The following is a 20,491-nucleotide window of genomic DNA, read 5'->3' on the forward strand; positions in this document are numbered from 1 at the left end:
GGGAGATGTCCGGCAGGACAGAGGGGGGCGCGAAGGAACGCGACTTTGCAATCGTCCGGGAACACCGACCTCGCTTTTTGCCGGTCGGAATGCATTTTGTTCTTGCTTTGTGCCGGCAGCTATGCTACTAATTTTGGTATGGTGTTGATTCGGCCCGACGACCCGCCTTTGAGGCGGGTTTTTTGTTTCTGGATTTGAAAGTTTCGGTGTTGCCGGGCTGAGGTTGGCGGGACAGCGCCCCCCTCTCTCCTGCCGGACATCTCCCCCTCTAGTGGGGAGATTGGCAGCTTCGGCGCCTCGCTCAGTCCTGCAACGCTGGAGATTGGCGAAAGCCGAGACGACAGCCAATCTCCCCCCTGGAGGGGGAGATGTCCGGCAGGACAGAGGGGGGCGCGACAGAACGCGACCTGTCACGGTACACCGCCTCATGACGCAACGCCCGGCAGTTTCACCGCACCCGCGGCCTTCACCGCCGCGCCGCTGCGTATCATGGCGATGGCCTTCTCAATGTCGGGGTGGAAGTGCCGGTCGTTGTCGAGATGCGGCACCTCTGCCCTGACCAGCCGGCGCACCGCCTCCAGTGCCGCGCTCGAGGCCAGCGGTGCGTGGAAATCGCAGCCTTGCGCGGCGGCCAGCAATTCGATGCCGATGACGGCCGTCGCATTCTCGACCATGCCGATGAGGCGGCGCGCGCCATGCGCCGCCATCGAGACGTGGTCTTCCTGGTTGGCCGAGGTCGGGATCGAATCGACGCTGGCCGGATAGGCCTTTTGCTTGTTTTCAGAAACCAGTGCTGCCGCCGTGACCTGAGGGATCATGAAACCGGAATTCAGACCCGGCTTGGGCGTGAGAAAGGCCGGCATGCCGGACAGCGCCGGATCGACCAGCATGGCGATGCGCCGCTCCGACAGCGAGCCGATCTCGCAGACGGCGAGTGCGATCATGTCGGCAGCGAAGGCGACTGGCTCGGCATGGAAATTGCCGCCCGAAAGTGCGGAGTCGTCCTCGGCAAAGATCAGCGGATTGTCGGTGACGCCGTTGGCCTCGGTGCCGAGCGTCTCGGCGGCCTTGCGGAGCACGTCGAGTGCTGCGCCCATCACCTGCGGCTGGCAGCGCAGGCAATACGGATCCTGCACGCGCTCGTCGCCGACGCGGTGCGATTCACGGATGGCGCTGCCGGCCATCAAATTGCGCAACGCCTCGGCCGTCTCGATCTGGCCGCGATGTTTCCTGAGCAGATGGATGCGTGGATCGAACGGAGCGTCGGAGCCCTTGGCGGCATCGGTCGACAGCGCGCCGGCGACCAGTGCCGACTGGTAGAGCACTTCCGCCTCGAACAAAGCGGCAAGCGCATAGGCGGTCGAAAACTGGGTACCGTTGAGCAGCGCCAGGCCTTCCTTGGCGCCCAGTGTCACCGGCTCCAGGCCGTGCGAAACGAAGGCGACCTTGGCGGGAAAGCGGCCATGCGGGGTAAAGCACTCGCCGACGCCGATCATCACGGCGGTCATGTGCGACAGCGGCGCAAGGTCGCCGGAAGCGCCGACCGAGCCTTGCGCCGGCACCACGGGGATAACGTCGTTGGCCAGCATCGCCTCGATCAGCTCGATCGTCCGCGGCCGCACACCGGAGGCGCCCTGTGCCAGGCTGGCCAGCTTCAGCGCCATCATCAGCCGGCAGATTGCGACGGGCATCGGCTCGCCGACGCCGGCGGCATGAGACAGCACGATGTTTCGCTGCAACGTTTCCAGATCGGCGGCGGGGATGCGGACGCTGGCCAGCTTGCCGAAGCCGGTATTGATGCCATAGACCGGCTCGCCCTTGGCAACGATCCTGGCGACGGCCTCGGCGCTGGCCTTGATCTTCGGCCGGCAGGCATCGTCGAGCCTCAGTGCGGCGCCGCGATAGATGGCACGCCAATCGGCCAGCGTGGCATTGCCCGGCCTTAGCTTGAGTTCGGTCATTGTCCCCTCCAGATGCGGGCATGCAGCGGGTTGAAGCCCATGCGGTAGACGAGTTCGGCCGGGCGCTCGACGTTCCAGATCGCCAGATCGGCGGATTTTCCGGCCTCCAGCGTGCCGGTCTGTCCAAGCAGCCCGAGCGCGCGGGCAGCCTCGCGGGTAACGCCGGCAAGGCATTCATCGACGGTCAGGCCGAACAACGTCGCGGCCATGTTCATGGTCAGCAGCAGCGAGGTCAGCGGCGACGTGCCGGGATTGTTGTCGGTGGCAACGGCCATCCTGACGCCATGCTGGCGAAACAAGGCGATCGGCGGCTTCTTGGTCTCGCGGATGAAGTAGTAGGCGCCGGGCAGGATGGTCGCCACGGTTCCGGCCTTCGCCATCGCCGCCGCACCGGCCTCGTCGGTGTATTCGAGGTGGTCGGCCGATAGCGCACCATAGCGCGCCGCAAGTTCGGCGCCGTGCAGATTGGACAGCTGGTCCGCATGGAGCTTGACCGGCAGGCCCGCCGCCTTTGCGGCATCGAACACGCGGGCGATCTGCTCCGGCCAAAAGGCAATGCCTTCGCAAAAACCGTCGACGGCATCGGCCAGGCCCTCGGCAGCGACGGCCGGCAAAATCTCGTTGGCGACAAGATCGATAAAGGCGTCCTTGTCGCCTTTTGCTTCGGGCGGCAGTGCATGAGCGCCGAGGAAAGTGGTCCTGACCGTCACCGATCGCTCACCGCCCAGCCGTTGTGCGGCGCGCAGCGACTTCTTCTCGTTTTCGAGGTCGAGACCGTAGCCGGATTTAATCTCGACGGTGGTGACGCCTTCGGCAATCAGCGCATCGAGGCGAGGCAGCGACTGGCCGACCAGTTCGTCCTCGCTCGCCGCGCGCAACGCCTTGACCGACGAGACGATGCCGCCGCCGGCCTTGGCAACCTCTTCATAGCTAGCGCCGGCCAGCCGCATCTCGAATTCATTGGCACGGTTGCCGGCGTGGACCAGATGGGTGTGGCAGTCGATCAGGCCGGGCGTAATCCAGCGGCCTTCGCAATCGGTCCCCTCGGCGCCTTTGCTAAGTGCTGCCGGCATGTCGACTTCCGGCCCGGCATAGACGATCCGGCCGTTGCGCACGGCGATTGCACCGTGGTCGACAACGCCTGACCCGGCGCTGCTTTCGGCCATGGTCGCGAGGCGCGCATTGCGCCAGAGGCGGACCTCCCCTGCCCGGCTTTTGCTCTCTGCAGCCATCATCTTTTCCGTTTCAATAGGTGACGATTATGTATATACATATGAAAAGGCACTGCAAGGGCTATCATCGCACGGCAGACCGGGATTTGGAGAAAAACGTGACAGCAATCTTTGCGGAACAGGCGCTTCTGCCCGACGGCTGGCACAGCAATGTGCGGATCGTCATGTCCGACGGCAGGATCGCCACGGTCAAGGCGAATACCTCGCTCCTGCCTGGCGACGAGCGCCGTGCCATCCTGCTATCAGGAATGCCGAACCTGCACAGCCATGCCTTCCAGCGCGGCATGGCCGGCCTTGCCGAATTGCGCGGCCCTTCCGCCGACAGTTTCTGGAGCTGGCGCGAGGTGATGTACCGATTTGCGCTGTCGATGACGCCGGACCAGGTCGAGGCGGTTGCGGCCCAGCTCTATGTCGAGATGCTGGAGGCCGGGTTCTCGCGCGTCGGCGAGTTTCACTATCTCCACCACGACCGTGACGGCCGACCCTATGCTGACATCGCCGAGATGGCGGAGCGCATTGTTGCCGCAGCGTCCGAGACAGGCATCGGGCTGACTTTGCTGCCGGTGTTCTACGCGCATTCCTCTTTCGGCGGCGCTGCGCCAAATAAAGGCCAGCGGCGGTTCATCAACAATGTGAACCAGTTCTCGCGGCTTGTTGAGAAATGCCGCGAATCCATTCGCGCGCTGAATCAAGGCGTCGTGGGCGTCGCCCCGCACAGCCTGCGTGCCGTGACACCGGAGGAATTGGAAAACATCACGGCGATGGTGCCGGAGGGGCCTATCCACATCCACATCGCCGAGCAGATGAAGGAGGTCGAGGATTGCCTTGCCTGGTCCGGCGCGCGGCCGGTCGAATGGCTGCTTGCCAACGCCAAGGTCGACCGGCGCTGGTGTCTCATCCACGCCACCCACATGACCGACACCGAGACGACCGATTTGGCGAAAAGCGGTGCCGTTGCCGGTCTCTGCCCGATCACCGAGGCCAATCTCGGCGACGGCACCTTTGCCGCGTCCTTGTTCATGCAGCATGGCGGCCGCTTCGGCATCGGTTCGGATTCAAACGTACTGATCGGCCTGCCGGACGAGTTGCGGCAGCTCGAATATTCGCAGCGCCTCGCCCACCGCGCCCGCAACGTGCTGGCGGTGGCCGGTGGCTCGACCGGCCGTGCTTTGTTCGATGCAGCGCTCGATGGTGGCAGTGCCGCGTTGGGCGCCGGCCTCTCGCAGATCGCAGCAGGTGCCTCGGCCGATTTCGTCTCGCTCGACGGCAAGCATCCATCGCTGGCCGGCAAGACGGGCGATGCAATCCTTGATGCCTGGATTTTTGCCAACGGCACCAAGGTCGATTGCGTCTGGGTGCATGGCAAGAAACTGGTCAGCGGCGGCATGCATGCCAGGCGCGATGCCATCGCCGAGCGCTTCCGCAAGGTGATGACAGCGCTTTCGGCATGAGCATGATCGGGACAATAAGCGCGGATTCTGGAAGCGCGGACGGCGGCGAGGTTCTTTCGCTGCACCAGCGCATCCTGTCGGACATCAGCGACCGGATCCTGTCGGGTGCCTGGGCGCCCGGCCACCGCATTCCGTTCGAGCATGAACTGACGGCCGAATACAATTGTTCGCGCATGACAGTGAACAAGGCGCTGTCGCAACTGGCCAAGGCCGGGCTGATCGAGCGCCGGCGTCGCTCCGGCAGTTTTGTCCGCCGGCCGCAGTCGCACGCAGCCGTTCTCGAAATCCACGACATCCGGATCGAGGTCGAGGCACTTGGCCTGCCCTACCGCTATGAGCGCATGGCGCGAAACAGAAGGCGCAGCAGCGCCGACGACCGCGCCCTGCTGGAACTCGACGTCGCCGGGCCGGTGCTGGCGCTGGAATGCCGGCATTTCGCCGGCAAGCGGCCGTTTGCCCACGAGCAGCGGCTGATCAACCTGGCTGCCGTGCCGGAGGCCGCCGACGAGGCGTTTTTCGAGACCGCGCCCGGTCCGTGGCTGATCGGCCGCGTGCCGTGGAGTGCGGCCGAGCATCGCATTCGCGCCGTTGCCGCCGAAAAGCACGTCGCGGCGGCGCTCGACATCGAGACGGGTGCGCCGTGCCTGGTGATCGAGCGGCGGACATGGAGTGCCGAGCACCCCGTCACCCATGTCCGCTTCACCTATGCGGCAGAGAACCACACGCTGGTGGCGCGGTTCACGCCGTCGCAGGGGTAAACCCTCCCCCTTGAGGGGAGGGTCGCGGAGCAAATTGCCGCATGGCGGCATTTTGTGACGCGGGGTGGGGTCGGTGCGACCTGGCCGACCCCACCCCGTCTCGCAGTCTCCGCTTCGCTTCGACTACTCGCCGACCCTCCCCTCGAGGGGGAGGGTAAAGAGCCGCATTCTCAAATCGCCGCGGTAACAATAATCTCGACCAGATATTCCGGTCCGGCAAGCTTGGCTTCGCCGGTGGCGCGGGCCGGCGTGTTGCCTTGCGGTACCCATTTGTCCCACTCCGCGTTCATCTCGGCAAAGGTGCTCATGTCGGCCAGCCAGATGATCGCCTGCAGGATCTTGGTTTTGTCGGTGCCGGCCTTGGCCAGCAATTCGTCGATCGCCGCCAGAATGTCCCTGGTCTGGGCACCGACGTTTCCGCCCGGCTTGCCGACCTGACCGGCCAGATAGACGGTGTTGCCGTGGATGACGATCTGGCTCATGCGCGGGCCTACATCGATACGACGAATGCTCATTGGATATTCCTTCTCCTCTTGTCGGTGCGCCTGTTTAGGGGCCGGGTTCGCCGGGGGCAAGGCCGCTCGAGCGGAACTTCTTGAGCCAAGCCAAAGCACACAACAAGACGGCCCGGCCGCAATTCCGCCCGATTGGCTTGTTGACTAATGTAATAACATCACATATCGAATCCGCCCCTGCAGCACCGATCATCGCCCCCATGGATCGTCACATGAGCCAAACCTGCCTGACCTTCCGCGACCTGACGCTGGGCTACAATAGCCATCCTGCGGTCCACCACCTAAATGGTACGATCCGCAAGGGATCGCTGACGGCGGTCGTCGGCGCCAACGGCTCCGGCAAGTCGACGCTGATGAAGGGCATTGTCGGCGTTCTGAAGCCGATGGCCGGCGCGGTGATCCGGGCGCCCGGCGTACGCGCCGCCTATCTGCCGCAGCAATCGGAACTCGACCGCTCCTTTCCGGCCCGGGTCGTCGACCTGGTTTCGCTTGGCCTGTGGCCGCGGCGCGGCATGCTCGGCCGTTATACGAGGGAAGATCGCGACTCGGTCAGCAAGGCGCTGATGGCCGTCGGCCTCGGCGGCTTCGAGAAGCGGCCGATCGACACACTGTCGGGCGGCCAGCTGCAGCGCACGCTGTTTGCCCGCGTGCTGTTGCAGGATGCCGAGCTCATCCTGCTCGACGAGCCGTTCAACGCCGTCGATGCCAAGACGGTCGGCGACCTGATCGCGCTGATCAAGCGCTGGCATGGCGAGGAACGCACGATCATGGTTGTGGTCCACGATCTCGATCTGGTGCGGCAGAATTTCCCCGAAACACTGCTCCTGGCGCGCCAGCCGATCGCCTGGGGCGAGACCAGGGAGACGCTGCAGCCGGAGAATCTGTTGCGCGCGCGCCGCTTCCACGAAGCCTGGGAGGACAACGCGCCATGGTGTGAGCCCGGCGAGCATGATCACGAGCACAGTGGCCACGAGCACGGCCATGACCACGACCATTATCACGGCTCCGGGCCGAGGGCGGCATGATGGAGGTGCTTTACGGTCTGTTCGTCGCTCCTTTCGCCGACTACGCCTTCATGCAGCGGGCGCTTGCCGGTTCGATGATGCTGTCGCTCGGCGCCTGCCCGGTCGGCGTGTTCCTGATGCTGCGGCGCATGAGCCTGTCCGGCGATGCCATGGCGCATGCCATCCTGCCGGGTGCCGCCGCCGGCTTCCTGTTCTATGGCCTGGAGATCCTGCCGATGACCATCGGCGGACTGATCGCCGGCATCATCGTGGCGCTCGGCGCCGGCGCCGTCTCGCGCTTCACCATCCAGCGCGAGGACGCCTCGATGGCGGCCTTCTATCTGATTTCGCTGGCCATCGGCGTGCTCATGGTGTCGATCCGCGGCTCCAGCGTCGATCTCATGCATGTGCTCTTCGGCACCGTGCTGGCGCTCAACAACGAGGCGCTGACGCTGATTGGCGGCATCGTCGTGGTGACGCTGGTCAGCCTCGCCATCTTCTGGCGGGCGCTGGTCGCCGAATGCCTCGACCCTTTGTTCCTGCGCTCGGTCAGCCGGATGGGCAGCCCGGTGCATTTCATCTTTCTCGGCCTCGTCGTGCTCAACCTCGTCGGCGGCTTCCAGGCGCTCGGCACCTTGCTGTCGGTCGGGCTGATGATGCTGCCGGCAGCGGCGGCCCGCTTCTGGACCTCGCGCGTCGAGCCGATGTGCGTGCTGGCCACAGTAATCGGCTTTGCCTCCTGCATTGCCGGGCTGCTGTTGTCCTACCATGCGTCATTGCCGTCCGGCCCGGCCATCATCCTGTCCGCCGGCGTCGTCTATTTCGCCTCGATCCTGTTCGGCACGCGCGGCATCCTGCGCGCCCGCATCGTCCATCACCGCCACAGAACTGCCTGATCCCAACAAAGGAGAACCTAGTCCATGCTGAAATCGATCCGCGCCGCTTTGGCCGTGAGCGTTATAACATTAACCGCCTTTGGCGCATCTTCGGCCTTTGCTGAGCCTTTGAAGGTGGTGGCCAGCTTCACGATCATCGCCGATTTCGCCAAGAATGTCGGCGGCGACCGCATCGATCTGACCACCATCGTCGGGCCGGACGGCGACGCCCACGTCTACGAGCCGAGCCCCGCCGATGCTGTGGCGATGGCCAAGGCCGACATCGTGCTGGTCAACGGCCTGCATTTCGAAGGTTTTCTGCAGCGCCTGGTCGACGCCAGCGCCACCAAGGCTTCGATTGCCGTGCTGACCAAGGGGGTCACGCCGATCAATTTCAAACCCGAATTCGCCGAGGCCGATGCCGCCGAAGGCGCGGAAACCGATGGCGGCAAGACGGTCACCGATCCGCATGCCTTCCAGTCGATCGCCAATGCCAAGATCTATGTGAAGAACATCGCCGACGCCTTTTGCACGGCCGACGCTGCGGGTTGCGACAGCTACAAGGCCAATGCAGCCGCCTATACGCAAAAGCTCGAGGCGCTTGAGGGCGAAGTGCAGGCGGCGATCCAGTCGATCCCGCAGGAGAAGCGCGTCGTCATCACCTCGCATGACGCCTTCGGCTATTTCGAGCAGGCCTACGGCTTGACGTTCCTGGCCCCGGAAGGCGTGTCGACCGAGTCGGAGCCCTCCGCCGCCGACGTCGCCAAGCTGGTCAGCCAGGTGAAGCAGGACAAGGCGGCGGCGATCTTCGTCGAGAACATCACCAACCCGCGGCTGATCGAGCAGATCGCCAGCGAGACCGGCATCAAGGTGGGCGGCACGCTCTATTCCGATGCGTTGTCGCAGCCCGACGGCCCGGCCGCGACCTATATCGACCTGATGCACAACAACATCGCCCAGATCAAAGGCGCGATCCTAGGAAGCTGAGCTGTCTAGTCACTCCATCCGGTCGGGCTGAAATTGCCCGGCCGGATTTCTATCTAATGGCGGTTGCCGACCGGGTCCGGGAGTGGCAAGACTGCCGCTAGCCAGATTGTGAGGACACCGCCATGGAATACCGTCAGATCAGCGAGGACTATTCGGTCTCGGGCCAGATCCAGCCCGAGGATGTCGCGACCATCAAGGCCGCCGGCTTCAAAAGCGTGATCTGCAACCGGCCGGACGATGAGCAGCCCGGCCAGCCATCGGCCGACACCGTCAAGGCGGCGGTCGAGGGCGCCGGGCTCGCCTTCCGCTACATCCCTGTCGTCAGCGGCCAGATCACGGCCGAAAATGTCGAGGACCAGGCCGAGGCGCTTGACGAACTCGAAGGCCCGGTCTTCGCCTATTGCCGCTCCGGCGCCCGCTGCACCAATCTCTATGGGCTGATCAAGCAGTCGAAGAGGTGAGAGGCGTTCCGATGATTAGTGATGCCGCCGTCTGGCTATGACCCGCCGCAGCCAGAAGAAAGCGACAAGCAAAGCGACATATGGCGCAAGATCGACGAGCGGAATCGTAGCGACCAACATTACGACGAAGCCCACGAGACAAATCGGAAAGCCGACACCGCACCACCAGCGCGACTTCGGATGAGTGAGTTCGACCCAGCCATACGGCCACGAAGGCCAGGGATTGATGATGCGCAACTCCCAAGCCTTCGGTTCATGCGCGGCGTGGATCAGACTACCAATCGTGAACGGCACAATCCCCACTAGAAACAGCACGATGCCGGCGATCTGAAAGTTCGACATGATTTACACTCAAATCGGCAGCGCGCCGGTTTCCTTCAGCGTCTCCAGCACGATCGCCGTCTTCACATGCTGCACGGATTCGTGCGGCAGCAGCACGCCGTTGACGAATTCCGACAGCGACTTCAGGTCCGGCGTCACGACCTTCAATATATAATCCATCTCGCCGGTCAGCGCGTGCGCTTCCTGCACTTGCGGCAGCCGCGCCACCAATTCGCCGAAACGCCGCGCATTGTCGCGGTTGTGGGTGGCGAGCGTAACCGAGATGACGTTGACCAGGGAAAAGCCGAGCTTGTCGCGGTCGAGCACCGCCCGGTAACCCTTGATATAGCCGTCCTCCTCCAGCCGCTGGCGACGACGCGAGCACTGCGACGCGGACAGGTTCACCCGTTCCGACAGATCGTTGTTGGTCAGCCGTGCATCGCCCTGCAACAGAGCCATTATCTTGCGGTCAAACTGGTCGATGCGCGCCTCATCCATGTATTTCGGGTCCGCAGTGCACAACTCGCGCATGATCAGACCATTTCAAGCGTTTGAATGCAAGCAATTTGCACTCGCTCCGCGCTATAATTGGGTTTAGATGGCCGACGCGGCCAGTTCCAGATTTCGGAGCAATGCCATGGGTCCCTTCCCGCACGACGCACCGCCCGCCAAGATCAGCAAAACCAATCCCGCCGGCACCGACGGCTTCGAGTTCGTCGAATTCGCGCATGCCGAGCCGGAAAAGCTCGCCGAACTGTTCACCCGCATGGGCTATGTGCCGGTGGCCAAGCACCGCAGCAAGGACATCACCGTCTGGCGGCAGGGCGACATCAACTATGTCGTCAATGCCGAACCGGGCTCGCATGCCATGAAATTCGTCGACAAGCACGGCCCCTGCGCCGCCTCGATGGCGTGGCGGGTGATCGATGCAAGGCATGCCTTCGATCACGCTGTGGCCAAGGGCGCGACGCCCTATGAAGGCAACGACAAGACGCTCGATGTGCCGGCGATCGTCGGTATCGGCGGATCGCTGCTCTATTTCATCGAAACTTACGGCGAGAAGGGCTCGGCTTACGACGCCGAGTTCGACTGGCTGGGCGAGCGCGACCCCAGGCCGGAAGGCGTCGGCTTCTATTATCTCGACCACCTGACCCACAATGTCTATCGCGGCCAGATGGACAAATGGTGGGATTTCTACCGAGACCTGTTCGGCTTCAAGCAGATCCATTTCTTCGACATCGACGGCAAGATCACCGGCCTGGTCAGCCGCGCCATCACCTCGCCCTGCGGCAAGATCCGCATCCCGCTGAACGAGTCCAAGGACGAGACCAGCCAGATCGCCGAATATCTGAAGAAGTATAATGGCGAGGGCATCCAGCACATCGCCGTCGGCACCGACGACATCTACGGCGCCACCGACAGGCTGGCCGCCAACGGCCTGAAGTTCATGCCGGGACCGCCGGAGACCTATTACGACATGTCTTATGCCCGCGTGAACGGCCATGAAGAGCCGATCGAACGTATGAAGAAGCACGGCATCCTGATCGATGGCGAGGGCGTCGTCGACGGCGGCACGACCAAGATCCTGCTGCAGATCTTTTCGAAAACCGTGATCGGCCCGATCTTCTTCGAGTTCATCCAGAGAAAGGGCGACGAAGGCTTTGGCGAGGGCAATTTCCGCGCCTTGTTCGAATCGATCGAGCAGGACCAGATCAAGCGCGGCGTGCTGAAGGTGGACGGCAAGGCAGCGTAGCCAACTCGGCCGAGGTGCCTTGTGGTTTGATCAATTATGACCTAAATTCTGGTCATAAGAGGTCTGACCATGAATGTTCCGATGGCAAAAGCGAAGGCCCAACTCTCTGAGTTGGTGAAACGTGCCCAGGCCGGCGAAGAGATCCATCTGACGCGGCATGGAGAGGTGGTGGCGACCTTAAGCGCGCCCACCCGGGCCGGCGGGAGCAAAGGCCTTTTTGGGGCCCTGAAAGGCCAAATTCGGATACCGGATGATTTTGATGAACTCGGTCCCGAATGGGACGAGTACATTAAATGAGCCGCCAATATCTGGTGGATACTCATATTCTGCTTTGGGTACTCAACGCGGATTCACGCCTTTCGGATCACCATCGCGACATCTTTCTTGCGGGCGAGGATGTGGTCGTCAGCGCCGTCTCGGTAGCAGAGATCGCCATTAAGAAATCGCTCGGCAAAGTCACGCTCACAGGCAACATCGTGGAAATCCTGCGATCGAACGGCATTCCGATCCTCAGTGTGAATGAACTACACGCAGCGAGGCTTGAGCATCTGCCGTTCCATCATCGCGATCCCTTCGACCGTCTGCTCATCGCACAGGCTCAAATTGAAGGTCTGACGGTGGTCACTGCGGATCGACATTTCTCAGCCTACGACGTCGCGTTGGCCTGATCATCCAGCTCCAGCCGCTCGACTTCGGCTTTCCTCAACTTCACATCGTAATCGAGCAAGCACTCGTCGAGTTGCGGCGGTTTCACCGAGGTGCCGGACAGCATCGCGTGCACCTGGCCGCGACGATGGATGTCGTGGATGAAGAGATGGGCGAGCACGTCGCCGATCCGTTCCGGTACCATGCCGTCCTCGCGCCGGTCGGTGACGACGCGGCGCTCGAGATCGTCCGCCGACAGGCGGTCGCAAAAGGCGATCAGCCGCCGGTCGGCCTCCGCCTGTGCAACAAAAAGCGCCTTGGCATCATTGAACGGCACAAAATCGTCATGGGCGGCGGCGCCGACGCCGCCCTCTTCGAGAAAATCGAGATAGAGGTGATCGACCGCCAGGATGTGATTGAGCGTTGCCTTGATCGAGGGGAAGAAGCTTATCCTTTCAACCTCGAATTCGCCGGGCTCAAGCTGCAGCACGGCACGATAGAGCCGGTCGTTCGACCAGAGATTGTTGGCTGCCATGCGCCGAAAATGGTTCAGCAGGTCCATGACTTCACGGCGCGACCCGGAATAGCGACACACCCGCCCATAGAAGCGCAAACCCAGCCAAAACAGTCAGCAGCAGCCCGATCATGCGCCGCCGCATGGCTTGCGTTTCCTGGTCCAGCGCGACATTCGTGTTGGTGACGGTGTGAAACATCATCGCCTTGCGCGGAAAGCCGCTGCGGTTGGTCAGGCCGGGCGAGCGCGCCTCGATGCGATAGCTCAGGCGGATCGCCAGGATGAAGATCGCCAGCATGACAAGGGCCCAGACACCGCACAGCAGATAGAATGTCTCGCCCGTCATGCTCTTGCCCCCTCGTACTTCTCGACCTTCTGCTCGATGGCGCCGAAGATCGAATGCCCGCCCCTGTCCTTCATCTCGATGCGCACGCTATCGCCAAAGCGCAGGAACGGCGTTTTCGGTTCGCCGGTTTCGATGGTCTCGATCATGCGCAACTCGGCGATGCAGGAGTAGCCGGCGCCCCCCGCCGAGACAGGCTTGCCCGGCCCGCCGTCGAGCTTGTTGGAGACGGTGCCCGAACCGATAATGGTGCCGGCGGCCAGCGGCCGCGTTTTTGCGGCATGAACAATCAACGCCGGAAAATCGAAGGTCATGTCGATGCCGGCGTTTGCCCGGCCGAACGGCTTGCCGTTGAGATCGACCAGCAGCGGCAGGGCGACCTTGCCGCCGTCCCAGGCATCGCCCAGCTCGTCCGGCGTCACCGCAACCGGCGAAAAGGCCGATGACGGTTTCGACTGGTAGAAGCCGAACCCCTTGGCGAGCTCGGGTCCGGTCAGGCCGCGCAGCGTTACATCGTTGACCAGCATGACCAGCCGGATCGCCGCCCGCGCCTCATCGAGGCTTGCGCCCATCGGCACGTCGTCAGTGATGATGGCGACCTCGCCTTCCATGTCGATGCCGAAGGCCTCGTCGGCCATGCGGATCGGGTCGCGCGGCGCGAGGAAGGAGTCCGAGCCGCCCTGGTAGATCAGCGGATCGGTCCAGAAGCTTGCCGGCATCTCGGCGCCGCGCGCCTTTCGCACCAGCTCGACGTGGTTCACATAGGCCGAGCCGTCGGCCCATTGGTAGGCGCGCGGCAGCGGCGAAAGGGCGTCATGTTCGTGAAAGCGGGCAGACGGCACCGCATTATTCTCAAGCGATTCGGCCATCGCAGCGAGATGCGGCGCGATGCGATGCCAGTCGTCGAGCGCGGCCTGCAGCGTCCGCACCAGGAACGAAGCATCGGTAAACCGCGTCAGGTCGCGCGAGACGACGACGAGCTTTCCGTCGCGCGTCCCATCCTTCAATGTGGCAAGCTTCATGCGTCCTCCCAATGCGTTTATTCGTAGTATTTGCCGGCGTAGATAATTCTGGCCGCGGCTTTCCAAGGATTTTCATCCGCTAGAAACGCCGGATTGCCCTGCCCATGGGCTTCGAACCAGGCGACCGCCGATTCGAGAAAGGTGCTGATCGAGCCATTTTGCCACCCATTCCAGCCGGGATCGGATGGTCCGGGCTTCGCAATCTCCCTGCGGTCGGCGTCTTCCCGATCCCTCCTCAACGCATCGACGAACCGGACGAAAGACGGCAAGTCTTCCACCCGATCGAGAAACAAGGAGAGCTGCGCCCAGGATGTCTCCTCGGATTTCCGCACCTCTTCCCAAAGCTTGTCGTTGGTCACGTCTCACTCCCAAGCCCCACAACAAGGCCGTCGCGGGCGATCGTCAAGTCGCCGGCCCATGTTTTCCTGACGGCGGCAATCCAGTCGGCCTCGCCGATCTCGGGATCGTCGGCGGGAATGAGGTGGTTGAGGACCAGTCTTTTGACGCCTGCATCACAGGCGATGCGGCCCGCTTCCTCGGCAAAGCTGTGGCTGGCAAGCAGGTGTTCCCTCAGCCTTGCGCCGTTGCCGGTCTTCGCGACCAGCCGCTCGATACCCTTTTCCAGCATGGCCTCGTGGACCAGGACGTCGGCGCCCTCGGCGAAATCCGCCAATGGCGGAAAGAACGCCGTATCCGATGAAAAGACGATGCCTTGCCCCGCATGATCGAAGCGCAGCGCAAAGCAATCCGTCACCGGCGGGTGGTCGACGCGCAGCGCCGATATTTTGAGACCGCGCTCTTCCGCCACCTGGCCTTCACCAAACTCGACGATCGAAACCAGGTCGCGGATATCCGGCCGGCCTTCGTCGGCGATGCGGATCTCGATGTCGAATTCCATCGCCTGGCAAAAGCGCTGCCAATAATGGCCGATGCCGGGCGGGCCGAACAAAGTGACGGGCGCCGCCAGGCCGGCGGTCCAGGCGGTGTGGATCAACGGTCCGAGTTCCAGAACATGGTCGGAGTGCAAATGCGTGATGAAGATCAGGTCGAGCGCCTTCAGGCTGATGCCGGCATCGGTCAGCCCGCGCGTTACGCCCAGCCCGCAATCGACGACGATGGTGCGGCCGCCAATCTCCAGCAGCGACGAACTCGGCCACGGGCCGCCCGGCCGCAGCGCCGGGCCACCCTTCGAACCCAGAAGCACCAGACGATCCGTCATGCGACGGCGCTCAAGACCAGTCGCCCTCTGGCGTGCCGTTGAAGCGCTTCTTCAGGCCGGCCCAGCAGTCGATGTAATTGTCCTGTCGGGTTTCGAGCTCGGCGCCATAGCGGGTCACCATTTGCGGAAAGCGTGTCTCGAACATGAAGGCCATGGTGTTGTCGAGCTTGACCGGTTTTAGCTCCGCTCGCGAGGCTTTTTCGAAGCCAGACGCGTCGGGTCCGTGAGCCAGCATCATGTTGTGCAGGCTGATGCCGCCGGGCACGAAGCCCTCTTCCTTGGCATCGTACTGACCATGAATCAGGCCCATGAACTCGCTCATGATGTTGCGGTGATACCAGGGCGGGCGGAAAGTGTTTTCCGCCACAAGCCAGCGCGGCGGGAAGATGACGAAATCGATATTGGCGGTGCCTTCCTCGCCGCTCGGCGCGGTCAGCACGGTGAAGATCGACGGATCGGGGTGGTCGAACAGGATTGCGCCGACCGGCGAAAAGGTCGCAAGATCATATTTGTAGGGCGAATAATTGCCGTGCCACGCCACCACATCCAGCGGCGAATGGTCGATTTCGGTGACATGGAACTGGCCACACCATTTCGCGATCAGCCGACAGGGCGTGTCCTTGTCCTCGAACCAGGCGCAGGGCGTCTTGAAATCGCGCGGATTGGCCAGGCAGTTGGCGCCGATCGGGCCGCGATCCGGCAGCGTCAGCTTGGCGCCGTAATTCTCGCAGACATAGCCGCGCACTTGCGGATCCACCAGTTCGACCTTGAACACCAGACCACGCGGCAGCACGGCGATCTCCCCCGGCCTGAGTTGGATGACACCCATCTCGGTGACGAAGCGCAAGGCTCCAATCTGGGGCACGACCAGCAACTCGCCGTCGGCGTTGAAGAAATGATCGTCGACCATCGAACGGTTGGCGACATAGACATGTGCCGCCATGCCGGTCTGGCCGAGCACGTCGCCGGCGGTGGTGATCGAGCGCATGCCGGCAATGAAATCGGTCGGCTCCTTCGGCGTCGGCACCGGGCTCCAGCGATACTGGCCGAGTGCGAGCCGATGGTCGCCGACGTTCGGCGCGCTTTTCCAAAGCGGATAATTCGCCGCTTTGAAGCGACCGGTGTGCCTCACGCTCGGCCTTATCCGATAAAGCCAGGAGCGCTCATTGGTGCCGCGCGGCGCAGTGAAAGGAGAGCCCGAAAGCTGCTCGGCATAGAGGCCGTAGGCCGGCCGCTGCGGCGAGTTTCGGCCTTGCGGCAGCGAGCCCGGCAAAGTCTCGGTCTCGAAGTCATTCCCGAAACCCGGCATGTAGGAATAGGCCATGGAATCCTCCCGAATTCATGGTCTCGGAGCATCGTTTGCGCATCCGCAAAGATGCTCCAAGTTGACCATATCGGTTTCATTTGTAACCATTGAAAATGTAACCATCAACGGTGATTTCGGCATGAGCCGCCAGCATGCCAGTCAGGGCCAACCATGGAAATCCTCGAACTGGAATCCTTCCTGCCTTACCGGCTCTATCGGCTCGCCGATGCCGTCAGCCGCGAATTCTCAAGGATATACAAGGACCGCCACGGCCTGACGCGGCCCGAATGGCGCACGCTCGCCGGGCTTGGACAGCACGGCACGATGACGGCGACGGCGCTCGGCGAGCAATCGGCCATGCACAAGACCAAGGTTTCGCGCGCGGTCGCCGAACTCGAACGGCGGCGCTGGCTCAGCCGGACGCCGGACGAAAAGGACCGCCGTGTCGAGCATCTGGCGCTGACCAAGGCTGGCGTTACTGCCTATCGCGAGATGGTGCCGCTGGCGAAGGAGTTCGAGCGGGAGCTGCTGGAGAGGCTTGGTGCGGAAGAGCGGGCGGCGATTGTCGGTGGGGTAGCGGCGCTGGAGGCAAAACTCACCTTGGGTTGAAAATCCTCCCTCAGCTTCGACCGTCGCAGAAATCAGATGGCTTGGGCGGCAGGCGACGCTCCTAAACCGTAATAGGCGCGTTCGGCTTCAATGATGCCTCTGACATAGCTTCGAAATGCTACAGGATCATCGATGTAAGTCAGGAGCACCTGCGCTTGCGAAGCCGCGTGTCTTCGAACGCTTTCAAACAGCCGCCTCGCTGTTTCAAAATCACCAGCCAAGCCGGCCGCCACCCCGGCATTGAGAGCTGCCCATTCGCCGTATGCACGGGGCTGCAATTCATTCACGAGGATCGTCGCCGCCGCCTGAACGGAAGGGAACATCGATCGGTGAACCTGATCGATTTCGACTGCCTCCCTGGCCATTTGACCTACCAAGGGGAGAAACTGCTCTGGGCTCTCGAACTCAACAAAGGAGCCAACGCGCTCAACGCGATCGAACGTCAATGTGAATGGCGGCAAACCCCAAAGCCAGTGAACCGCTAAATTCAGGTAAGAGCCTTTCGACCAAGAGCTGGGTTGGAACTCGACAACACTTAGCCAGAAGCCACGGTCGGCAATCCAGGTTCGCGACTGACCCTTCCGCCGAAATCCAGCAGGCTGCAATGCGATCCTTGCCTGCGAAGCAATGATACGTCCGTGCTCGTTATCCGCCATCTCGGTCCCTACATGACAGCAATGGGCGTGGCGCTACCAATCCATCACCACCTTGCCGGAATTGCCGCTCTTCATCGCCTCGAAGCCGGAAATATAGTCGTCAATGCCGATGCGATGCGTGATCAGGCCGCTGACATCGAGCGGGCCTTGCACCAGCGCGATCATCTTGTACCAGGTCTCGAACATCTCGCGGCCGTAGATGCCTTTCAGATGCAGCATCTTGAAGATGACCTTGTTCCAGTCGATCTCGAAGCCGGTCGGCGCGATGCCGAGAATGGCAATCTTGCCGCCATTGTTCATGGTGTCGATCATGTCGCGGAAGGCCGGCGCGGCACCCGACATTTCGAGGCCGACGTCAAAACCCTCGGCCATGCCGAGCGCCGGCATCACGTCGCGCAGCTTTTCCTTCGACGCATCGACGACATGCTGGACGCCGAGCTTTTTCGCCAGTGCCAGGCGCACCGGGTTGATGTCGGTGATGACCACTTTTCGCGCGCCGACGCACTGCGCCACCAGTGCGCCCATGATGCCGATCGGCCCAGCGCCGGTGACCAGCACGTCCTCGCCAACCAAGTCAAAGGACAATGCCGTGTGAACGGCATTGCCTAAGGGATCGAAGATTGCCGCGATCTCGTCCGGCACGTCGTCGGGGATCGGCACGACGTTGTGCTGTGGAATCGCAAGGTATTCGCCAAAGGCGCCCGGCCGGTTGACGCCGACGCCGAGCGTGTTGCGGCACAGATGCCCCCTGCCCGCCCGGCAGTTGCGGCAATGGCCGCAGACTATATGGCCCTCGCCCGAAACACGCTGACCGATCTTGTACTCGGTCACCGCCGCGCCGAAATCGGCGACGGTGCCGACAAACTCGTGACCGGTCACCATCGGCACCGGCACGGTCTTCTGCGCCCACTGGTCCCAATTATAAATGTGGACGTCGGTGCCGCAGATCGCGGTCTTCCTGATCTTGATCAGAACATCGTTTGGGCCGATTTCCGGCACCGGCACTTCTTCCATCCAGATGCCCGGCTCGGCCTTGGCCTTGACCAGCGCCTTCATCATGTTTGACATTCTTTTGTCCCCAGAACCTTAGTCGCTTGAATCTCTTGATCCGGAATCGCTTTTCGGTCCCGGCCGCTCAGGAAATCACGCCGAGTTCGCGACCGACTGCGGCGAACGCCTCAACCGCACGATCGATGTCAGCGCCGGAATGGGCGGCCGACATCTGCGTGCGGATGCGCGCCTGGCCCTTCGGCACCACCGGGAAAGAGAAGCCGATGACATAGATACCGCGCTTCAGCATCCGCGCCGCCATTTCCTGCGCCAGCGTCGCGTCGCCCAGCATCACCGGGATGATCGGATGGTCGGCGCCGGCCAGTGTAAAGCCGAGCCTGCCCATCTCGGAGCGAAACCGCGCTGCGTTGGCATATAGGCGCTGACGCAACGCATCGCCATTGCGGACCAGTTCGAACACCCGAATCGAGGCGCCGGCGATCGCCGGCATCAGCGTGTTGGAGAACAGATAGGGGCGCGAGCGCTGGCGCAGCCAGTCGACTACCTGCTTCCTGCCCGAAGTGTAGCCGCCCGACGCGCCACCCAACGCCTTGCCAAGTGTGCCGGTGATGATGTCCACCCTGCCCTCGACGCCGCAATGTTCGGCCGAGCCGCGGCCATTCCTGCCGACGAAACCAACTGCATGGCTGTCGTCGACCATCACCATCGCATCGTATTTGTCGGCGAGGTCGCAGACGCCCTTCAGATTGGCGATGATGCCATCCATAGAGAACACGCCGTCGGTGGCGATCAGCCGGAACCGGCAGTCGCGCGCCTCTTTCAACCGCGCCTCCAGATCGGCCATGTCGTTGTTGGCGTAGCGGAAGCGCTTTGCCTTCGACAGCCGCACGCCGTCGATGATCGAAGCGTGGTTCAGCGCATCGGAGATGACCGCATCCTCCTCGCCGAGCAGCGTCTCGAACAGGCCGCCATTGGCGTCGAAGCAGGAGCCGTAGAGGATCGTATCCTCCATGCCGAGGAAGCCAGAAATCGTCGCCTCGAGCTGCTTGTGTTCTTCCTGCGTGCCGCAGATAAAGCGCACCGACGCCATACCGTAGCCGTAGCGGTCAAGCGCCTGCTTGGCCGCTTTCCGCAGTTCGGCGCTGTCGGCGAGGCCGAGATAATTATTGGCGCAGAAATTCAGCACCTTCTCGCCGCCGACCTCGATCTCGGCCGATTGGGTCGAGGTTATCACCCGTTCGGATTTGTAAAGGCCGGCCGATTTCAGTCCTTCAAGCTCGCTGTCGATGTGGGAAAGGAATGCTTCGGTCATGATCAGGCCCTGTTGAGATCGACGAGGACTGTCGCGCCGCGCGGACGAAAAATCCATCGCAAAAGCGACCGCTTCGGTGGCGGCAATGGCACGGCAGAGGCCACGATGTTCAAATGCGGAGGCGCCGCGAAAGATTGCAATAACCACTTTGCGGGTTTCCCGCCGCGGTCGCCGCCGCCGGCCTGCTGCCGTCCCAAACCTGTTAACACTTTGAAGCCAAAGGTTGTCGCACAAGAATTCGTTGGCGAGAGGGCCGCCTCAGAAAATGTCGCAGCAGCCGGTGCACGCCGTTTCAGGCAGGCTCATACTCCTGATCAAATCCGGCTACTGGCTGGCTCTGTTGATCATAGCCGCCATGGTCGTGGCCTCCTTCATCCTGCTGCAACAGGTGATGTCTACCCAACGGCACAATCAGGCGCTGCTCGATATCGTCAGCACACAGAAAGCCCTGTCGCAGCGCATCGTCTTCCTCGCCGGCGCGACAGGCAGCGCTTCACGCGACCAGCAGCCGGCCCTGGTTAGCGCGCTCAAGCAAG

Annotated in this window: 24 protein-coding genes; 10 read left to right on the top strand and 14 right to left on the bottom strand. The window is 62.6% G+C overall.

Going from position 1 to position 20,491, the window contains the following annotated elements; all coding sequences use genetic code 11:
* Positions 1-425: 425 nt before the first annotated feature.
* Both hutH and hutI read right to left on the bottom strand, forming a co-directional pair.
* Positions 426-1,961 carry a histidine ammonia-lyase gene (gene hutH / locus NKH16_RS17555; RefSeq protein ID WP_352900767.1) on the bottom strand — a complete coding sequence of 512 codons (1,536 nt, stop codon included), beginning with the start codon at positions 1,959-1,961 and terminating at the stop codon, positions 426-428.
* Entirely contained in the window at positions 1,958-3,193 is a 1,236-nt protein-coding gene (gene hutI / locus NKH16_RS17560; protein WP_352900770.1) for an imidazolonepropionase, read from the bottom strand. Before hutI ends, hutH begins: the two co-directional genes overlap by 4 nt.
* A gap of 98 nt (positions 3,194-3,291) precedes the next feature.
* On the opposite strand from hutI, the gene NKH16_RS17565 reads away from it, so the two are divergent.
* Together NKH16_RS17565 and hutC are read left to right on the top strand one after the other, a co-directional pair.
* On the top strand, positions 3,292-4,644 hold the full coding sequence (locus tag NKH16_RS17565) for a formimidoylglutamate deiminase (RefSeq protein WP_352900772.1): 1,353 nt from the start codon (positions 3,292-3,294) through the stop codon (positions 4,642-4,644).
* Positions 4,641-5,402 (top strand): histidine utilization transcriptional repressor HutC, encoded by a 762-nt coding sequence (hutC, locus tag NKH16_RS17570; RefSeq protein ID WP_352900774.1) that lies wholly within the window; start codon positions 4,641-4,643, stop codon positions 5,400-5,402. The genes NKH16_RS17565 and hutC overlap by 4 nt, the downstream gene beginning before the upstream one ends.
* Before the next feature lie 170 nt (positions 5,403-5,572).
* Here hutC and NKH16_RS17575 read toward each other — a convergent pair whose 3' ends face one another.
* Positions 5,573-5,917, bottom strand: coding sequence for a RidA family protein (locus NKH16_RS17575; RefSeq protein WP_023674415.1), 345 nt, complete (start codon positions 5,915-5,917; stop codon positions 5,573-5,575).
* 212 nt (positions 5,918-6,129) lie between these two features.
* On the opposite strand from NKH16_RS17575, the gene aztA reads away from it, so the two are divergent.
* The 4 genes from aztA (at position 6,130) to NKH16_RS17595 (ending at position 9,244) form a co-directional block, all read left to right on the top strand.
* Complete coding sequence (gene aztA / locus NKH16_RS17580) at positions 6,130-6,942, top strand: zinc ABC transporter ATP-binding protein AztA (RefSeq protein WP_352900776.1); 813 nt, start codon at positions 6,130-6,132, stop codon at positions 6,940-6,942.
* The gene (gene aztB / locus NKH16_RS17585; protein ID WP_352457155.1) at positions 6,942-7,817 is read left to right on the top strand and encodes a zinc ABC transporter permease AztB; all 876 of its coding nucleotides are present in this window, start codon (positions 6,942-6,944) and stop codon (positions 7,815-7,817) included. Before aztA ends, aztB begins: the two co-directional genes overlap by 1 nt.
* 24 nt (positions 7,818-7,841) lie before the next feature.
* Positions 7,842-8,783, top strand: a complete 942-nt coding sequence (gene aztC, locus NKH16_RS17590) for a zinc ABC transporter substrate-binding protein AztC (RefSeq protein WP_352501460.1) — start codon at positions 7,842-7,844, stop codon at positions 8,781-8,783.
* Between the two features lie 122 nt (positions 8,784-8,905).
* Entirely contained in the window at positions 8,906-9,244 is a 339-nt protein-coding gene (locus NKH16_RS17595) for a protein tyrosine phosphatase family protein (protein ID WP_352452259.1), read from the top strand.
* A 15-nt stretch (positions 9,245-9,259) separates the two neighbouring features.
* On the opposite strand, the gene NKH16_RS17600 is transcribed toward NKH16_RS17595, so the two are convergent.
* Positions 9,260-9,586, bottom strand: a complete 327-nt coding sequence (locus tag NKH16_RS17600) for a hypothetical protein (protein ID WP_352452260.1) — start codon at positions 9,584-9,586, stop codon at positions 9,260-9,262.
* A 9-nt stretch (positions 9,587-9,595) separates the two neighbouring features.
* On the bottom strand, positions 9,596-10,063 hold the full coding sequence (locus tag NKH16_RS17605) for an Lrp/AsnC family transcriptional regulator (RefSeq protein WP_023674409.1): 468 nt from the start codon (positions 10,061-10,063) through the stop codon (positions 9,596-9,598).
* A gap of 139 nt (positions 10,064-10,202) precedes the next feature.
* On the opposite strand from NKH16_RS17605, the gene hppD reads away from it, so the two are divergent.
* From hppD to NKH16_RS17620, 3 genes are all read left to right on the top strand, one after another.
* Positions 10,203-11,318: a 4-hydroxyphenylpyruvate dioxygenase gene (gene hppD / locus NKH16_RS17610; RefSeq protein WP_352452261.1), complete on the top strand. Its 1,116-nt coding sequence runs from the start codon at positions 10,203-10,205 to the stop codon at positions 11,316-11,318.
* Positions 11,319-11,387: 69 nt separating this feature from the next.
* Positions 11,388-11,615, top strand: a complete 228-nt coding sequence (locus NKH16_RS17615; RefSeq protein ID WP_023674407.1) for a type II toxin-antitoxin system Phd/YefM family antitoxin — start codon at positions 11,388-11,390, stop codon at positions 11,613-11,615.
* Positions 11,612-11,986, top strand: a complete 375-nt coding sequence (locus NKH16_RS17620; RefSeq protein WP_023674406.1) for a type II toxin-antitoxin system VapC family toxin — start codon at positions 11,612-11,614, stop codon at positions 11,984-11,986. Before NKH16_RS17615 ends, NKH16_RS17620 begins: the two co-directional genes overlap by 4 nt.
* On the opposite strand, the gene NKH16_RS17625 is transcribed toward NKH16_RS17620, so the two are convergent.
* Genes NKH16_RS17625 through hmgA form a run of 6 tightly spaced genes read right to left on the bottom strand, consistent with a single transcriptional unit; the run spans position 11,965 to position 16,385 of the window.
* Positions 11,965-12,525 carry a DinB family protein gene (locus NKH16_RS17625; RefSeq protein ID WP_352747060.1) on the bottom strand — a complete coding sequence of 187 codons (561 nt, stop codon included), beginning with the start codon at positions 12,523-12,525 and terminating at the stop codon, positions 11,965-11,967. The genes NKH16_RS17620 and NKH16_RS17625 overlap by 22 nt on opposite strands.
* A 4-nt stretch (positions 12,526-12,529) precedes the next feature.
* A complete protein-coding gene (locus tag NKH16_RS17630) occupies positions 12,530-12,823 on the bottom strand; it encodes a hypothetical protein (RefSeq protein ID WP_352542354.1) in 294 nt (97 codons plus the stop codon).
* On the bottom strand, positions 12,820-13,842 hold the full coding sequence (locus tag NKH16_RS17635) for a fumarylacetoacetate hydrolase family protein (protein WP_352452264.1): 1,023 nt from the start codon (positions 13,840-13,842) through the stop codon (positions 12,820-12,822). The genes NKH16_RS17630 and NKH16_RS17635 overlap by 4 nt, the downstream gene beginning before the upstream one ends.
* Before the next feature lie 17 nt (positions 13,843-13,859).
* A complete protein-coding gene (locus NKH16_RS17640; RefSeq protein WP_352452265.1) occupies positions 13,860-14,201 on the bottom strand; it encodes a DUF7660 family protein in 342 nt (113 codons plus the stop codon).
* Entirely contained in the window at positions 14,198-15,061 is an 864-nt protein-coding gene (locus NKH16_RS17645) for an MBL fold metallo-hydrolase (RefSeq protein ID WP_352747056.1), read from the bottom strand. The genes NKH16_RS17640 and NKH16_RS17645 overlap by 4 nt, the downstream gene beginning before the upstream one ends.
* 10 nt (positions 15,062-15,071) lie before the next feature.
* On the bottom strand, positions 15,072-16,385 hold the full coding sequence (gene hmgA, locus NKH16_RS17650; protein WP_352747053.1) for a homogentisate 1,2-dioxygenase: 1,314 nt from the start codon (positions 16,383-16,385) through the stop codon (positions 15,072-15,074).
* Between the two features lie 153 nt (positions 16,386-16,538).
* Here hmgA and NKH16_RS17655 point away from each other — a divergent pair, with 153 nt between their 5' ends.
* The gene (locus NKH16_RS17655; protein WP_352747050.1) at positions 16,539-16,976 is read left to right on the top strand and encodes a MarR family winged helix-turn-helix transcriptional regulator; all 438 of its coding nucleotides are present in this window, start codon (positions 16,539-16,541) and stop codon (positions 16,974-16,976) included.
* A gap of 32 nt (positions 16,977-17,008) precedes the next feature.
* Here NKH16_RS17655 and NKH16_RS17660 read toward each other — a convergent pair whose 3' ends face one another.
* The 3 genes from NKH16_RS17660 to NKH16_RS17670 all read right to left on the bottom strand — a co-directional run bounded on the left by NKH16_RS17660 (position 17,009) and on the right by NKH16_RS17670 (position 19,955).
* Positions 17,009-17,632, bottom strand: coding sequence for a DUF4304 domain-containing protein (locus tag NKH16_RS17660; protein ID WP_352747047.1), 624 nt, complete (start codon positions 17,630-17,632; stop codon positions 17,009-17,011).
* Between the two features lie 33 nt (positions 17,633-17,665).
* Positions 17,666-18,700 (bottom strand): L-threonine 3-dehydrogenase, encoded by a 1,035-nt coding sequence (tdh, locus tag NKH16_RS17665; RefSeq protein ID WP_352747044.1) that lies wholly within the window; start codon positions 18,698-18,700, stop codon positions 17,666-17,668.
* Positions 18,701-18,767: 67 nt separating this feature from the next.
* Positions 18,768-19,955 carry a glycine C-acetyltransferase gene (locus NKH16_RS17670; RefSeq protein WP_352747041.1) on the bottom strand — a complete coding sequence of 396 codons (1,188 nt, stop codon included), beginning with the start codon at positions 19,953-19,955 and terminating at the stop codon, positions 18,768-18,770.
* Positions 19,956-20,491 lie beyond the last annotated feature (536 nt).

The organism is Mesorhizobium sp. M1307 (assembly GCF_040318155.1).
Lineage (GTDB): Bacteria > Pseudomonadota > Alphaproteobacteria > Rhizobiales > Rhizobiaceae > Mesorhizobium.

Excerpts from the sequence above, each read along its gene's own strand:
- hutH (WP_352900767.1), bottom strand. The coding sequence starts at position 1,961 with ATGACCGAACTCAAGCTAAGGCCGGGCAATGCCACGCTGGCCGATTGG.
- hutI (WP_352900770.1), bottom strand. The coding sequence starts at position 3,193 with ATGGCTGCAGAGAGCAAAAGCCGGGCAGGGGAGGTCCGCCTCTGGCGC.
- hutC (WP_352900774.1), top strand. The coding sequence starts at position 4,641 with ATGAGCATGATCGGGACAATAAGCGCGGATTCTGGAAGCGCGGACGGC.
- NKH16_RS17575 (WP_023674415.1), bottom strand. The coding sequence starts at position 5,917 with ATGAGCATTCGTCGTATCGATGTAGGCCCGCGCATGAGCCAGATCGTC.
- aztA (WP_352900776.1), top strand. The coding sequence starts at position 6,130 with ATGAGCCAAACCTGCCTGACCTTCCGCGACCTGACGCTGGGCTACAAT.
- aztB (WP_352457155.1), top strand. The coding sequence starts at position 6,942 with ATGGAGGTGCTTTACGGTCTGTTCGTCGCTCCTTTCGCCGACTACGCC.
- aztC (WP_352501460.1), top strand. The coding sequence starts at position 7,842 with ATGCTGAAATCGATCCGCGCCGCTTTGGCCGTGAGCGTTATAACATTA.
- NKH16_RS17595 (WP_352452259.1), top strand. The coding sequence starts at position 8,906 with ATGGAATACCGTCAGATCAGCGAGGACTATTCGGTCTCGGGCCAGATC.
- NKH16_RS17600 (WP_352452260.1), bottom strand. The coding sequence starts at position 9,586 with ATGTCGAACTTTCAGATCGCCGGCATCGTGCTGTTTCTAGTGGGGATT.
- NKH16_RS17605 (WP_023674409.1), bottom strand. The coding sequence starts at position 10,063 with ATGGATGAGGCGCGCATCGACCAGTTTGACCGCAAGATAATGGCTCTG.
- hppD (WP_352452261.1), top strand. The coding sequence starts at position 10,203 with ATGGGTCCCTTCCCGCACGACGCACCGCCCGCCAAGATCAGCAAAACC.
- NKH16_RS17615 (WP_023674407.1), top strand. The coding sequence starts at position 11,388 with ATGAATGTTCCGATGGCAAAAGCGAAGGCCCAACTCTCTGAGTTGGTG.
- NKH16_RS17620 (WP_023674406.1), top strand. The coding sequence starts at position 11,612 with ATGAGCCGCCAATATCTGGTGGATACTCATATTCTGCTTTGGGTACTC.
- NKH16_RS17625 (WP_352747060.1), bottom strand. The coding sequence starts at position 12,525 with ATGGACCTGCTGAACCATTTTCGGCGCATGGCAGCCAACAATCTCTGG.
- NKH16_RS17630 (WP_352542354.1), bottom strand. The coding sequence starts at position 12,823 with ATGACGGGCGAGACATTCTATCTGCTGTGCGGTGTCTGGGCCCTTGTC.
- NKH16_RS17635 (WP_352452264.1), bottom strand. The coding sequence starts at position 13,842 with ATGAAGCTTGCCACATTGAAGGATGGGACGCGCGACGGAAAGCTCGTC.
- NKH16_RS17645 (WP_352747056.1), bottom strand. The coding sequence starts at position 15,061 with ATGACGGATCGTCTGGTGCTTCTGGGTTCGAAGGGTGGCCCGGCGCTG.
- hmgA (WP_352747053.1), bottom strand. The coding sequence starts at position 16,385 with ATGGCCTATTCCTACATGCCGGGTTTCGGGAATGACTTCGAGACCGAG.
- NKH16_RS17655 (WP_352747050.1), top strand. The coding sequence starts at position 16,539 with ATGGAAATCCTCGAACTGGAATCCTTCCTGCCTTACCGGCTCTATCGG.
- NKH16_RS17660 (WP_352747047.1), bottom strand. The coding sequence starts at position 17,632 with ATGGCGGATAACGAGCACGGACGTATCATTGCTTCGCAGGCAAGGATC.
- tdh (WP_352747044.1), bottom strand. The coding sequence starts at position 18,700 with ATGTCAAACATGATGAAGGCGCTGGTCAAGGCCAAGGCCGAGCCGGGC.
- NKH16_RS17670 (WP_352747041.1), bottom strand. The coding sequence starts at position 19,955 with ATGACCGAAGCATTCCTTTCCCACATCGACAGCGAGCTTGAAGGACTG.